This is a genomic window from Mycobacterium palustre (assembly GCF_002101785.1).
Classification (GTDB): Bacteria; Actinomycetota; Actinomycetes; order Mycobacteriales; family Mycobacteriaceae; genus Mycobacterium; species Mycobacterium palustre.
Genome location: NZ_LQPJ01000002.1, coordinates 1 through 14,907, shown reverse-complemented (window position 1 = coordinate 14,907; position 14,907 = coordinate 1). Strand labels below are relative to the sequence as shown.

Annotated in this window: 7 protein-coding genes, 1 pseudogene and 1 riboswitch; of the genes and pseudogenes, 6 read left to right on the top strand and 2 right to left on the bottom strand. The window is 69.6% G+C overall.

The genetic code is table 11. The features are described 5' to 3' along the window. The coding region (pks2, locus tag AWC19_RS00075; protein WP_245848609.1) for a sulfolipid-1 biosynthesis phthioceranic/hydroxyphthioceranic acid synthase at positions 1 to 5,312 on the bottom strand (5,312 nt) is incomplete at its 3' end. Between the two features lie 918 nt (positions 5,313 to 6,230). On the opposite strand from pks2, the gene AWC19_RS00070 reads away from it, so the two are divergent. The 5 genes from AWC19_RS00070 (at position 6,231) to AWC19_RS00050 (ending at position 13,225) form a co-directional block, all read left to right on the top strand. After that, positions 6,231 to 6,803 carry a carboxymuconolactone decarboxylase family protein gene (locus AWC19_RS00070; RefSeq protein ID WP_085076085.1) on the top strand — a complete coding sequence of 191 codons (573 nt, stop codon included), beginning with the start codon at positions 6,231 to 6,233 and terminating at the stop codon, positions 6,801 to 6,803. A 32-nt stretch (positions 6,804 to 6,835) separates the two neighbouring features. Beyond that, positions 6,836 to 7,960, top strand: a complete 1,125-nt coding sequence (locus AWC19_RS00065; protein WP_085076084.1) for an NAD(P)H-dependent flavin oxidoreductase — start codon at positions 6,836 to 6,838, stop codon at positions 7,958 to 7,960. A 99-nt stretch (positions 7,961 to 8,059) separates the two neighbouring features. Continuing rightward, positions 8,060 to 8,227: riboswitch (M-box (ykoK) riboswitch) on the top strand. Between the two features lie 280 nt (positions 8,228 to 8,507). Further along, positions 8,508 to 8,747 (top strand): Rv1535 family protein, encoded by a 240-nt coding sequence (locus AWC19_RS00060; protein WP_085076083.1) that lies wholly within the window; start codon positions 8,508 to 8,510, stop codon positions 8,745 to 8,747. A 329-nt stretch (positions 8,748 to 9,076) separates the two neighbouring features. Continuing rightward, complete coding sequence (gene ileS, locus AWC19_RS00055) at positions 9,077 to 12,214, top strand: isoleucine--tRNA ligase (RefSeq protein WP_085076082.1); 3,138 nt, start codon at positions 9,077 to 9,079, stop codon at positions 12,212 to 12,214. A gap of 120 nt (positions 12,215 to 12,334) precedes the next feature. Beyond that, positions 12,335 to 13,225, top strand: a complete 891-nt coding sequence (locus tag AWC19_RS00050) for a hypothetical protein (RefSeq protein ID WP_085076081.1) — start codon at positions 12,335 to 12,337, stop codon at positions 13,223 to 13,225. Positions 13,226 to 13,346: 121 nt separating this feature from the next. Here the strand turns inward: AWC19_RS00050 and AWC19_RS00045 are convergent, their stop codons facing one another. Beyond that, on the bottom strand, positions 13,347 to 13,916 hold the full coding sequence (locus tag AWC19_RS00045) for a class I SAM-dependent methyltransferase (RefSeq protein ID WP_085076080.1): 570 nt from the start codon (positions 13,914 to 13,916) through the stop codon (positions 13,347 to 13,349). A gap of 34 nt (positions 13,917 to 13,950) precedes the next feature. On the opposite strand from AWC19_RS00045, the pseudogene AWC19_RS00040 reads away from it, so the two are divergent. Beyond that, positions 13,951 to 14,835: pseudogene (locus AWC19_RS00040) on the top strand (DNA polymerase IV); the annotation flags it as partial. Positions 14,836 to 14,907 lie beyond the last annotated feature (72 nt).

Sequence of the window (14,907 nt, the reverse complement as noted above, 5' to 3'; positions counted from 1 at the left end):
GAACGCGAGGTGAGCACGATGCGGCCGGCGCCGGCGGCGGCCATCTTCTCGGCGAGGAACAGCCCGAGGCCGCCCAAACCACCGGTGATGATGTAGGAGCCGTCGCGGCGGAAGGCCGGTGCCTGCTCCGGCGGCAGCACCACGCTGCTGCGCCCGGCCCGCGGGATGTCGAGGATGAGCTTGCCGGTGTGTTCGGCCGCGCTCATCACGCGAATCGCCGTGGCCGCCTCGGCGAGCGGGTAGTGCGTGCTCTCGGGCATCGGGAACACGCCCTCGGCGGTCAACCGGTAGACGGTGCTCAGGATCTCGCTGACCTGCTGTGGGTGGCTGACCGACATCAGGCCCAGGTCGACACCCCAGAACGCCAGGTTGCGGCGGAACGGGAAGAGACCCAGCTTGGTGTCGCCGTAGATGTCGAGCTTGCCGATCTCGACGAAGCGCCCACCCAGGGCGAGCAGTTTGATCCCGGCCAGCTGCCCCGCGCCGGTCACCGAGTTGAGCACGATGTCCACGCCATAGCCATCGGTGTCGCGACGGATCTGGTCGGCGAACTCGACGGTGCGCGAGTCGTAGACGTGCTTGATGCCCATGTCGCGCAGCAGCTGGCGACGGTGCTCGCTGCCGGCGGTGGCGAAGATCTCGGCGCCCGCGGCGCGGGCGATCGCGATCGCCGCTTGCCCGACGCCGCCGGTTCCGGAGTGGATCAGCACCTTGTCACCGGCCTTGATGCGGGCCAGGTCGTTCAGGCCGTACCAGGCGGTGGCGTGCGCGGTGGTCACCGCGGCGGCCTGCGCGTCGGTCAGGCCCTCGGGCAGCTTGGTGGCCAGGCGCGCGTCGCAGATGACGAACGTGGCCCAGCAGCCGTTGGGAGACATGCCGCCGACATGGTCGCCGACCTTATGGTTGGTGACGTCGGGTCCGACGGCGGTTACCACGCCGGCGAAATCAGTGCCCAGCGCCGGAAGGATGTTGTCGAGGCTCTGGTAGCGCCCGAACGCGTTCAGCACGTCGGCGAAGTTGATGCTCGAAGCGGTGACCGCGACCTCGATCTGGCCGGGGCCCGGCGGGACCCGGTCGAACGCCGCGAACTCCATCGACTGCAGGTCGCCGGGCGTGCGGATCTGCATGCGCACCCCGTCGCTTTCGTGAACCGCGACGGTGGTCTGCCGTTCCTCGGGGCGCAGGGGAGCGGGGCACAGCCGGGCGGTGTACCACTCGTCGTTGCGCCAGGCCGTCTCGTCTTCGCCCGGCCCAACCAGGAGCAGCTGGCGCACCACCTGCTCGGCGGCGGTCTGCTCGTCGACGTCGATGTGGGTGGTGTGCAGGTGCGGGTGCTCGGAGCCGATGACCCGCAGCAGCCCGCGCAGCCCGCCAAGGTCGAGGTTGGGAACGTCCTCGGACAACACGCTGAGCGCGTTCCTGGTCACCAGGAACAGTCGCGGCGACTCACCCTGGAGCTCGGCCAGCTCGCGGGCGATGCGCACCAGGTGGTGGACGTAATCGCCGCCACGCACGGGGCTTTCGTCGTCCGGGGCGCCGCCCTTGGGGGCGGTGACCACGACGACGCCGGCGTACCCGCCCTTTTCGACCTCATCGCGGAACTGCTGGGCGACCGCGGGGTGGTCGGCCTGCAGGTGCCAGGACAGGGTTGCGCATTCCGCGTCCTGCAGCTTCATCGCATCGGTGTACGCCGCCGCCACCATGTCGGCGGCATCGGAGGTGCTGACCAGAAGCCACGTGCCGGCCTCGGCTGTGGCCACCTCGGGCAGCTGCCGTTGCTGCCATTCCACGGTCAGCAGCCGCTCGGCCATCAACTTGGCCCGCGCGCCGCTCGGCGAGATGCCGCTGCCCATCTGCAGTCCGCGCACCGCCAGCAGCACGGCGCCGTGCTTGTCCAGGATGTCGATGTCGGCCTCGACGGCTCCGCCGGTCGCCGCGGTCACCCGCGAGTAGCAGTACCGGGCGGTGTGGACCGGGCCGTACGTGCGCAGCTCGCGAACCCCTAACGGCAGCAGCAGGCCGCCCAGGCTGGCGTTCGCGACGCTGGGGTGCGCGGCCACCGACTGGAAGCAGGCGTCGAGCAGGGCCGGGTGCACGCCATAGCTGGTCTGCTGCGTGCGGATCACGCTGGGCAGACCGATCTCGGCCAGCACCGTGGTTCCGGCGCCGTCGGCGGTGTGCGCTGCGGCCAGGCCCGTGAAGGCGGGGCCGTACTGGATGCCGCACAGGTCCATCGCGTCGCGCAGGTCGTCGCCGTCCAAGCGGCTGGGGTGCGCGGCCAGCAGCGCCTCGATGTCATGCGCGGCGGGGGTTTCTCCGTCGACGCCGGATTGCAGCACCGCCGATGCGCGACGCGTCCGCGCCCCGTCCTCGTTGGTCTCGACCACAAAGGCCAGCGCGCCAGGCACCTCGGCGGTGGCGGTGAGGTTGATGTGGGTCTCCTCGTCGAGAAGCAGCATCTGCTCGAAGCGGACGTCGCGGACTCCGGACTCCTCGCCGAAGACGGTGCGGGCTGCGGCCAGCGCCATCTCGCAGTAGGCCGCGCCGGGCAGGGCCGCGGTTCCGCTGATCTGGTGGTCGGCCAGCCACGGCAGCGTCGCCGTTCCGATGTCGGCCTGCCAGACGTGGCGTTCGGGCTGCTCGGGCAGCTTCACGTGCTGACCCAGCAGCGGGTGCACCGCCACGCTGGACCGCAGCGCGCGGGAGCTGTGACCGTCGCGGCTCAGCAGCAGGCTCCGGTGCGTCCACGCCGGCAGGGGCGCGTCGACCAGGTGTCCGTGCGGGTAGAGCACGGAGAAGTCGACCGTGGCGCCGGTCGCGAACAAATCACCGAGAAAGCCGCGCAGGCCCTGCGGCAGCGGCTGTTCACGCCGCATGGCGGCGAGGGCCGCGACCGTCATGTCGAGGCTGCGAGCGGTCTGGTCGACGGCGTGGGTCAGCAGGGGGTGCGGTGACAGCTCACCGAAGACCCGGTAGCCGTCCTCCAGCGCCGCCTGCACCGCCGCGGAGAACCGCACCGTGTGACGCAGGTTGTCGACCCAGTAGTTGGCGTCGCAGTATGGCTCCTCGCGGGGGTCGAAGGAGGTGGCCGAGTAGTAGGGCACCTCGGGCGTCAACGGCTCGATCTCGGCCAGCACGTCGTACAGCTCGTCGAGGATCGGGTCGACCTGCGGCGAGTGGGAAGCCACGTCGACGGCCACCTCGCGGGCCATCACGTCGCGCTGCTCCCAGGCCGCGACCAGTTCCCGCACCGTCTCGGTCGCACCGCCGATGACCGTGGACTGCGGAGAGGCCACCACCGCGACCACCGCGTCGTTGACCCCGCGCGCCATGAGTTCCGAAAGCACTTGCTGCGCAGGCAGTTCCACCGACGCCATCGCGCCCGAACCGGAGATCGTGGCCATCAGCCGCGAGCGACGGCAGATGACGCGCACGCCGTCCTCGAGGGACAGCGCGCCGGCGACGACGGCCGCGGCCGACTCACCCATCGAGTGGCCGATGACGGCGCCGGGACGCACCCCATAGGAGTTCATCGTGGCGGCCAGCGCGACCTGCATCGCAAAGATCGTCGGCTGGACGCGGTCGATACCGCTCACCTTCTCGGGAGCGGTCAGCGCCTCGGTCACCGAGAAACCGGACTCCTCGGCGATCAGCGGCTCCACCTCGGCGATAGCCGCCGCAAAAGCGGGTTCGTTCGCCAGCAGGTCGGCGCCCATGCTCGCCCACTGCGAACCCTGGCCGGAGAAGACCCAGACCGGGCCGCGCTCCTCCTGCCCAACCACTTCCTGGAACAGGGCGTCGCCGTTGGCGACCTCCCGCAACGCGGCCACCAGGTCCGAGGCGTCGGTGGCCAGCACGGTGGTCCGCACCGGGCGGTGACCCCGCCTGCGGGCCAGCGTGTAGGCCAGGTCCGGCGTCGCGACTCGGGAGCCATGTGCCTCGACCCAGTCGGCGAGCCGGCGGGCGGTTTCGCGCAGTCCCTCGGCCGAGGTGGCCGACAGCGGGAACACCAGGGTGCCGTCGTGGCTCGGCCGGACGGCGGCGCCGTTGGGGGAAAGCGGCTCCGGGGCCTGCTCGACGATGGCGTGCACGTTGGTTCCGGAAAGTCCATACGCCGACACCGCCGCGCGGCGCGGTTGCCCATCTTCCAGCGGCCACAACGTATTCTCTTGCGGCACAAAGAGTCCCGTGTCAATTCGGGCCATCTCATCGGGAAGGGCCTCGAAGTGGAGGTTCTTCGGGACCACTCCGTGCTGGACGGCCAGGATGGCCTTCATCATCCCCAGCGCGCCGGCGGCCGCCTGAGTGTGTCCGAAGTTCGTCTTCGCGGCCCCGAGCACGCACGGGTTGTCGATGCCGTAGACCTCGGCCAAGCTGCCGTACTCGATGGGGTCGCCGACCGGCGTTCCGGTGCCGTGCGCCTCGACCATGCCGACGGTGCTGGCGTCCACCCCCGCCGCACTCAGGGCGGCGCGGTACACCGCGGCCTGGGCCTCGCCCGAGGGCATCGCGATGTTCATGGTGTGGCCGTCCTGGTTGGCGGCCGTGCCACGGATGACCCCCAGGATCCGGTCGCCGTCGCGCTGGGCGTCGGTCAGGCGCTTGAGCAGCAGCACCACGCATCCCTCGCCGGAGACGAAGCCGTCCGCCTTGACGTCGAACGCGTGGCAGTGCCCGGTGCCCGACAGCATGCCGCCCGCGGATGCCGATGCGGACCGGCGCGGCTCCAACATCACGTTGACCCCGCCCGCGAACGCGAGGGTGGATTCTCCGTCGTGGAGGCTGCGGCAGGCCTGGTGGATGGCGAACAGGCCCGAAGAGCACGCGGTGTCCACCGTCGACGCCGGGCCGTGCAGGCCAAGCGCGTAGGCCACCCGTCCGGAGGCCATGGAGGAGATGGTGCCGGGGTTCCCGTAGGGCCCGTCGAAGGCGTCGGTGGCGGCGTGCACGAATTTGTAGTCGTCGTGCATCAAGCCGACGAAGACACCCGTTTGTTTGGCGATGGTGTCCTTCGTCAGGCCGGCGTGCTCCATCGCCTCCCAGGCGGTTTCCATGAGCAGTCGGTGCTGGGGGTCTATCGCCGTCGCTTCTTTTTCGGTGATGCCGAAGAACTCGGGGTCGAAGTCGCCGACGTTGTCCAGGAAAGAGCCCCACTTGCACACCGACCGGCCAGGCACGCCCGGCTCGGGGTCGTAGTAGTAATCCATGTCCCAGCGATCGGCGGGAATCTCCCTGACGAGGTCATCTCCACGCAGCAACGCTTCCCAAAAGAGGTCAGGGGAGTCGATTCCGCCCGGCAGCCGGCACGCCATCCCGATGACGGCGACCGGAGTAGCGCCTGCCTTATCCACTGTCCTTCACCTCTCCTCACCTATCCACAAGTTCCTATCACTGCAGCCCGCGGTTATCAGGGCTTCGAGAAATCTCGCCGAATTTTTCTGTGCGAGCTGGTAACTGCGCGGCAATGCACAAACATCCCACCGACCCCCGCTGCCGAAGCTCGCCTCACAACATGGCGCGATCAGCAGACTAGCGGCTCAGCTCGGTACGCGTGGAAAAATCGTTCGAACGTACAAAAATTTAACAAAGCAGGCCTTGACCGGGGCCCCGGCCATCAGGGCAATCACATACCTTTCGAACGGTACAGCGGCATAGCGCAGGTCCGAAGTAGCCCGAAGGCGCTGTCTAACAACGAGGTCGGGCGTTCTGGGAGCTGGCGTTTCACGCGAACTTCAGGTGCTGTCCACGGTCGCGGCATTGGGACGCCGCCAAGCGACCCAACCCCGCTTGGGGGAAGGCGAATGCAATATTGACGCGCCCATACGCAGCATCGGTGATGCGTAATCACGGCATGGTAGGCGTTATTGCGAAAGTCCGCAGGCGAATCGCTGAAATCACAAAGATTGCAGGATAAGTTCGGCGGATACGCCCTGCCGGCCGCGGCCGGGGGCCGGAGGCTTGCCCGCGCCGCGCCGACCACCGAGCCGGCGCAGGGACGGCCGATTTGAATTCATTTCTCGGCTACCCGCCCGACGCAGCCGTAATCGGTTCGGCGACAACATATTTCACACTCGCGCACATCGGGTCGGCCGGCGCCAACGGCTTAGACCTTGGCGCTGCAGGCTTTTCGCCCGAACGCGCTGCGCGTGGCTCGAAAATCGCCCGCGAATGCTGGCTACCATGGCCGGTGACCGCCGAGGTGTCCCGCACGTACACGGAGTGCTCATGCCATGACGACAGCCCGGGTACCGAAACTGCCGCTCGACGAGGCCAAAGCCGCCGCCGACGAAGCCGCCGTGCCCGACTACATGGCCGAGCTCAGCATCTTCCAGGTGCTGCTGAACCACCCTCCGCTGGCGCGCGCGATCAACGACCTGCTGGCCACCATGCTGTGGCACGGTTCCCTCGACCCGCGGCTGCGCGAGCTGGTGATCATGCGGATCGGCTGGGTCACCGGGTGCGACTACGAGTGGACGCAGCACTTCCGGGTGGCGTCGCGGCTGGGCGTGAGCGCCGCCGACCTGGTGGCGGTGCGCGATTGGCGCGGCCACGACGGGTTCGGGCCGGCCGAGCGGGCGGTGCTGGCGGCCACCGACGACGTGCTGCGCGACGGCGCGGTGAGCGCCGCGAACTTTGCGGCTTGCGAGCGCGAATTGAACGGCAACACAACGGTTCTCATCGAACTCGTCGCCGCCATCGGCGCCTGGCGAATGGTCGCGTCGATCCTGCAGAGCCTCGGCGTCCCGCTGGAGGAGGGCGTGTCCAGCTGGCCGCCGGACGGCCGGTCGCCCGCGGCCGATTGACATATCAATCGGCGGCTTCCTAGCGTCGGGCAATGCGAACCAGAGTTGCCGAACTGCTCGGCGTGGAGTTCCCGATCTGCGCCTTCAGCCACTGCCGCGACGTGGTGGCGGCGGTGACCAATGCGGGCGGCTTCGGGATCCTCGGCGCCGTCGCGCACAGCCCCGAGCGGCTGCGGAACGAATTGGCCTGGATCGAGGAGCAGACCGGTGGCAAGCCCTACGGCGTCGACTTGCTGTTGCCACCCAAGTACGTCGGCGCCGAGGAGGGCGGCATCGACGCCCAGCAGGCCCGCGAGCTGCTGCCCGAGGAGCACCGCGCGTTCGTCGACGACATCCTGGCCCGCTACGGCGTCCCGCCGCGCACCGACGAACCGCGCGCGTCGTCCGGCGGCCTCAACATCTCGCCCAAGGGCTACGAGCCGCTGCTCGACGTGGCCTTCGGCCACAACATCCGGCTGATCGCCAGCGCGCTCGGCCCGCCCCCGGCCGACCTGGTCGAGCGCGCGCATGACCGCGACGTGCTGGTGGCCGCGCTCGCCGGCACCACGCAACACGCGCGGCGGCACGCCGCCGCCGGCGTCGACCTGATCGTCGCGCAGGGCACCGAGGCCGGGGGCCACACGGGCGAGGTGGCGACCATGGTCCTGGTGCCCGAAGTGGTGGACGCGGTCGCGCCGGTCCCGGTGCTGGCCGCCGGCGGCATCGCCCGCGGTCGGCAGGTCGCCGCGGCGCTGGCCCTGGGCGCCGAGGGGGTGTGGTGCGGGTCGGTGTGGCTGACCACCGAGGAGGCCGAGACCACGCCCGTGGTCCGCGACAAGTTCTTGGCCGCCAGCTCCTCGGACACGGTGCGGTCGCGGTCGCTGACCGGCAAACCGGCGCGGATGCTGCGCACCGCGTGGACCGACGAATGGGCCCGGCCCGACAGCCCCGACCCCCTCGGCATGCCGCTGCAGACCGCGCTGGTGACCGAGTCCCAGGTGCGCATCAACCGGGCGGCCGGGCAGCCGGACTCGGGGGCCCGCGAGCTGGCGACCTATTTCGTCGGGCAGGTGGTCGGCTCCCTGGACCGGGTCCGCCCGACGCGGGCGGTGGTGCTCGACATGGTCGAGGAGTTCATCGACACCATCGCGCGGCTGGACGGCCTCGTGGAAAAGTGACCGCTGACCTGGGTAAGGACTGTGAGCGCGCGTAATAAGTGCTTGGCACGGGCCAGGTCACATTGACCGCGTCGTAGCGGTCGTGCATTATCGGCACGGTATGCACCTCGTTAGGTGAGGCGTCTACACGAATACAGGCCACTGACCCCGAACGTCGAAAGACGCCCCGGGTCAGGACAGCTCCTCCCGGCTTAAGGGTTGAGCCCAGGTGGCTTCCGATTGCGGACACGTCGTGTGGTGCCAAATCTCTGACGAGAGGGGTGCACGTCTCCGGCGGTCGCCGGTTTCTGTACTCCTGATGGTGCGCGCAGCTGGCGCGGGCAACCGCACGCGTCGTGACCGTTGAGGAGGTGAGGGACACATGAGTTCCAGCGATAGTCCGGACCGAAGTCCGAACTTCGTTTCGTCCCGATCCGGTCTCCGGCACTACGCTCTCTGCTGAGTCGTATTGGCTTGCCAGCCAAGCCTTCTGGGGATCGGAACCATTACGGGACGGGACAAAAAGTCCAGTCAGTGCCCGTATTGCGATTCCGAGCAGGAGACGATCATGACCGCAGTTCTGTACGACGAAGTGGTAACCGAAGCGCCCGCCCGCAAGCTTTCGGTGGTGCGCGACGCCGACACGATTGCCGCCCCGGCGCCGGACAAGGCGGCCCGCCGGGCCGAGCGCCCGACCATCGTCATCAGCGACCCGCTGGTGGATGGCGCCGCTCACTTCCTGGTCGTCGGCGTGCGTCACGTGTACGCGGCGCTATGGCGGGCCGGCGTGCTCGACGTCCGCGCCTAAGTGGCGATCGCAAGCCCGGCGCGGCCGGGCGTAGCGGGTGGACGGCGAGCGATCAGTGCTCCAAGGGGCTATCCGGCCGCAGGTGTTTCCTGAGGCCGGGTAGCCCCTTGGAGTGGGCATTTGAGTAGAATTCTCCCATCGGCGTCGATCCGGCCATCACCGGGGAGCCTTCGGAAGAACGGCCGTCATGGCTCAGTAGAACCGAACGGTTGGGCCCGTCACAGCCTGCAACGAGCGGCCGCGCGGCAGCGCGGCAAGCGGGGTGGTACCGCGGCGCTCGCGCACCAAGCGCGTCGTCGTCCCCGGCCTGAGCAACATGGCCACAGGAGATGACGCAGATCGTGACGGATGACGCCGAAGTCAAGGGCTACCCGCGGCTGCCCGGTGGGGCGCCCGACTTCCCGGCGCTCGAGCTCGAGGTCCTCGACTACTGGGCCCGCGACGACACGTTCCGGGCCAGCATCGCCCGCCGCGACGGCGCACCGGAGTACGTGTTCTACGACGGTCCGCCGTTCGCCAATGGGCTGCCCCACTACGGGCACCTGCTCACCGGCTACGTCAAGGACATCGTCCCGCGCTACCGCACCATGCGCGGCTACAAGGTGGACCGCCGCTTCGGCTGGGACACCCACGGGCTGCCCGCCGAATTGGAGGTCGAGCGCCAGCTCGGCATCACCGACAAGTCGCAGATCGACGCGATGGGGATCGCCGCGTTCAACGAGGCGTGCCGCGAATCGGTGTTGCGCTACACCGACGAATGGCAGGCCTACGTAACCCGGCAGGCGCGCTGGGTCGACTTCGACAACGACTACAAGACGCTGGATCCCAGCTACATGGAGTCGGTGATCTGGGCGTTCAAACAGCTCTGGGACAAGGGCCTGGCGTATGAGGGCTACCGCGTGCTGCCGTATTGCTGGCGCGACGAAACCCCGTTGTCCAACCACGAACTGCGCATGGACGACGACGTCTACCAGAGCCGGCAGGACCCGGCAATCACGGTGGGGTTCAAGGTGGTTGGCGGGGACCTCGACGGGGCGCACCTGCTGGTGTGGACGACCACCCCGTGGACTTTGCCGTCGAACCTGGCGGTGGCCGTCAATCCCGAGGTGACCTACGTGCAGGTGCGGGCGGGGGAGCGCCGCTTCGTGCTGGCCGAGGCCCGCGTGGGCGCCTACGCGCGCGAGTTAGGGGATGCGCCGGAAGTCCTCGGCACGTATCGCGGCGCGGACCTGCTCGGCACTCGCTACCTGCCGCCGTTCCCGTATTTCATGGACGCCCCCAACGCCTTTCGCGTGCTCCCCGGCGACTTCGTGACCACCGAGGACGGCACCGGGATAGTCCACATGGCGCCGGCCTACGGCGAGGACGACATGGCGGTCTGCGACGCGGCCGGCATCGCGCCGGTCACCCCGGTCGACGCGCGGGGGCGGTTCGACGCCGAAGTCCCGGATTACCAGGGGCAGCACGTTTTCGACGCCAACGCGCAGATCATCCGCGACCTGAAGAACGGCAGCGGCCCGGCCGCGGCCAACGGCGCGGCGCTGGTCCGCCACGAGACCTACGAGCACCCCTACCCGCACTGCTGGCGGTGCCGCAACCCGCTGATCTACCGGGCGGTGTCCTCGTGGTTCGTCGCGGTCACCCGATTCCGCGACCGCATGGTCGAGCTCAACCAGCAGATCACCTGGTATCCCGAACACGTCAAGGACGGCCAGTTCGGTAAGTGGCTGCAGGGCGCCCGCGACTGGTCGATTTCGCGAAACCGCTACTGGGGCACGCCGATTCCGGTGTGGAAGTCCGACGACCCGGCCTACCCCCGCATCGACGTCTACGGCAGCCTCGACGAGCTGGAGCGCGACTTCGGGGTGCGCCCGGACAACTTGCACCGGCCCTTCATCGACGAGCTGACCCGGCCCAACCCGGACGACCCCACCGGCCGCAGCACGATGCGGCGCATCCCCGACGTGCTCGACGTGTGGTTCGACTCGGGCTCGATGCCGTACGCCCAGGTGCACTACCCGTTCGAGAACGCCGACTGGTTCGACGGTCACTACCCGGGCGACTTCATCGTCGAATACATCGGCCAGACCCGCGGCTGGTTCTACACCCTGCACGTGCTGGCCACCGCGCTGTTCGACCGTCCGGCGTTCAAAACCTGTGTGGCGCATGGCATTGTGCTGGGGTCGGACGGCCAGAAGATGAGCAAGTCGCTGCGCAACTACCCCGACGTGTCCGAGGTGTTCGACCGCGACGGCTCCGATGCCATGCGCTGGTTTTTGATGGCCTCGCCAATCCTGCGCGGCGGCAACCTGATCGTCACCGAGCAGGGCATCCGCGATGGCGTGCGGCAGGTGCTGCTGCCACTGTGGAACGCTTACGCCTTCCTGGCGCTGTACGCGCCGAAGGTCGGTACGTGGCGCACCGATTCGGCGCACGTGCTGGACCGCTACATCCTGGCCAAGCTGGCCGTGCTGCGCGACGACCTCACCGAGTCGATGGAGGCCTGCGACATCTCGGGGGCGTGCGAGGAGCTGCGCCAATTCACCGAGGCGTTGACGAACTGGTATGTGCGACGGTCTCGTTCGCGGTTCTGGGAGGAAGACGCCGACGCGATCGACACCCTGCACACGGTGCTGGAGGTGACGGCGCGGCTGGCCGCGCCGCTGCTGCCGTCGGTCACCGAAATCATCTGGCGCGGCCTGACTCAGGGCCGGTCGGTGCACCTGACCGACTGGCCGCAGGGCGGTGACGTGCCGGCGGATCCCGATCTGGTAGCCGCGATGGACCAGGTCCGCGAGGTGTGCTCGGCGGCGTCGTCGCTGCGCAAGGCCAAGAAGCTGAGGGTGCGGCTGCCGCTGCCGAAACTGACTGTGGCGGTGGACAATCCGCTGCGGCTGGAGCCCTTCGTCAACCTGATCGCCGATGAGCTCAACGTGAAGCGGGTGGAGCTGACCGACGCGATCGCCACCTACGGCCGGTTCGAGCTCACGGTCAACGCCCGAGTCGCCGGGCCGCGGTTGGGCAAGGACGTGCAGGCCGCGATCAAGGCGGTCAAGGCCGGCGAGGGCGTCGTCAACCCGGACGGCACCCTGACCGCGGGGCCCGCGGTGCTGCGGCCCGAGGAGTACAGCTCGCGGTTGGTCGCCGCCGATCCGGACTACACCGCGGCGCTGCCCGACGGGTCCGGACTGGTGGTGCTGGACGGGACGGTGACCCCGGAGCTGGAGGCCGAGGGGTGGGCCAAGGACCGGATCCGCGAGCTGCAGGAGCTGCGCAAGTCGACGGGGCTGGACGTCTCCGACCGCATCAGGGTCGTGATGTCGGTGCCGGCCGAGCGGGCCGAGTGGGCGCGCACCCACCGCGACCTCATCGCCGGGGAGATCCTGGCGACCAGCTTCGAGTTCGGCGAGCCCGCCGACGGCTCGGACATCGGGGACGGCGTTCGGGTGGCGATCGCGAAGGTGTAACCGCTCGCGTTCGTCGTCCGGGAAAAATTTTTTCCGGAAAAGTGTCCGACCCGGGGCAGGTGGCTGCTCCTACCTGTGACAGCGGCCCGCCGGGGCCGCACCACAGTAAAGGAACACGCCATGAGCATCGTCGAAGACTTCCAGTCGGTCACGTTCGCCGCCATCCCGCACGACGACGTGACGGTCGCCGCCGTCCCGTACGAGGACCTGACGGTCGCCGAGGCGTGGGCGTCGAGCCCGTTGGGCGACCCCACGTTCGAGGACGGATCCCTGTCCACACCGGCGGCGTTCGACGACCAGGTGCCCGAGGGGGAGGCCCCCGCCAAGCGTCGCCTGACGGGAACGAATGTCCTGGTGGGCGGCGCCGTGATCGCGGCAATTGGGATCGCGTCGGGGCTCGGACTCATGCTGATCAATGACACGTCGGGACAGCGCGACCAGCCGGCCGTCATCGTCCCGAACTCCAGCGTCGGTCCGGCGGCGCCCCAGCAGGCCGTCGCGGTTCCGCCGCAGCCGGTGGCGCCGGCGCCGCTCGCGCCGGTCACCGCTCCGGACGCCGGTCAGGTCTCGAGCGGGCCCGCGGTCGGGGGCGACGCGCCGCTGGTGAGCGCTCCCGCACAGCTGCCGGCACCGGCGCCCGTGGTGGCCGTGCCCCCAACCGACCCCGCTCCACCGGCCGATCCCGCTCCGCCGGCCGACCCGGGCACCCCGCCCGCCGGGCCTAACGTGACCGTCAACCTGCCGCCGGTGGTCGTCCCGGTGCCCGTGCCGGTGCCGGTGCACGACGGCGACGATCATCAGGGCGGCCAGCAGAATGGCGGCGGCCAGCAGAACGGCGGCGGCCAGCAGAACGGCGGCGGGCAGCAAAACGGCGGCGGCAAGCAGAACGGCGGCGGTCACGGGCAGATCCAGCAGCAACCGATCCACCCGCAGCCGCTTCAGCAGCAACCGGTCCACCCGCCGGTTCAGCAGCAGGTCCACCCGCAGCAACCCGTTCAACAGCATCACTGAGAGGCCTTGGACGGGTGAGGCCGGACGATGAGTCCGGCCTCACCCGCGTGCGTCGCGGGGTTCGGCGCGAGGCGTGCCCGACCGCGACGTCGACACCCGCCGCCGGGCCGGGCCGCGGCCATCAGCAGCGCTTGAACGCGCGCCAGCGCTGCCGGCCGCCGCGGACCTCCACGTCGACATCGCGAAAACCCGCCGCGCGCAAGCGATCCGGCAGGGTCTCCGGCGAAACCGTGTTGCACGTGTCGCGGAAATGCAGGATGCGGAACTTCAGCGACGTCACGCTGTCGCTGCCGGCGAACACGCCGCCGGGCCGCAGCACCCGGAACGCCTCGGCGAACAGCCGATCCTGCAGCTCCGCGGTCGGGATGTGATGCAGCATCGTGAACGACACCACCGAGCTGAACTCGTCGGACGGCAACCCGGTGTCGGTGCCGTCGGCGTTGATGATGCGGGCCCGGTCGCCGTACAGCCGCTGCAGCCGGTTTGCCATCGGGGCGTCGATCTCGACCGAGGTGAGCCTCGGCGTCCTGTCGACGAGCACCCGCAGGATCGCGCCGTAGCCGGGCCCGATCTCCAGCGTGTTGTCGCCGAGCTCCACGTCGGCGAGGGCCCATGGCAGCAACTCGTCTTCGACTCGCCTTGCCCAGCGGTCGGAGCTGCAAATTCGGCGGTGCGCGAGGTTCATGGCCATGCCCCGGGACGTTAGCCCAATAGCATTTGCCCTTGTGGAGTCCCGCTGGGTGCTGCACCTGGACATGGACGCGTTCTTCGCCTCCGTCGAGCAACTGACCCGGCCGACCCTGCGGGGGCGGCCGGTGCTGGTCGGCGGGCTGGGCGGCCGCGGTGTGGTGGCCGGGGCGAGCTACGAGGCGCGCGTGTTCGGCGCGCGGTCGGCGATGCCGATGCATCAGGCCCGCCGGCTGGTCGGCGTGACCGCGGTGGTGTTGCCGCCCCGCGGCGTGGTGTACGGGGTGGCCAGCCGGCGCGTCTTCGACGCGGTGCGCAGCCTGGTGCCCGTCGTGGAGCAACTGTCCGTGGACGAGGGCTTCGCCGAGCCCCCGCAGCTCGCCGGGGCGCCGGCCGAGAGGGTCGAGGCGTTTTGCGAGGGTTTGCGGCGGCGTATCACCCACGAGACCGGTCTGGTCGCCTCGGTCGGCGCGGGCTCGGGCAAGCAGATCGCCAAGATCGCCTCCGGGCTCGCCAAACCCGACGGCGTTCGGGTGGTGCGGCGCGACGAGGAACGAGCGCTGCTCGACGGGCTGCCGGTGCGGCGGCTGTGGGGCATCGGCCCCGTCGCCGAAGAGAAGCTCAACCGCCTGGGCATCGAGACGATCGGGCAGTTGGCCGCGCTGACCGACGCCGAGGTGGCCAACATCCTGGGCGCGACGGTCGGGCCCGCGCTGCACCGGCTGGCCCGCGGCATCGACGACCGCCCCGTCTCCGAGCGCGCCGAGGCCAAACAGATCAGCTCGGAGTCCACCTTCGCCGCCGACCTGACCAGCCTCGAGCAGCTGCGGGAGGCCATCGACCCGATCGCCGAGCATGCGCATCAGCGGCTGCTGCGCGACGGCCGCGGCGCCCGCACCGTCACGGTGAAGCTGAAGAAGGCTCCCTAATGCGTTTGTCAAGCCGCGTTGGTGCTGCCGGCCGGGTTGTAGGGCTGTCGGGTGCGCAACATGGCG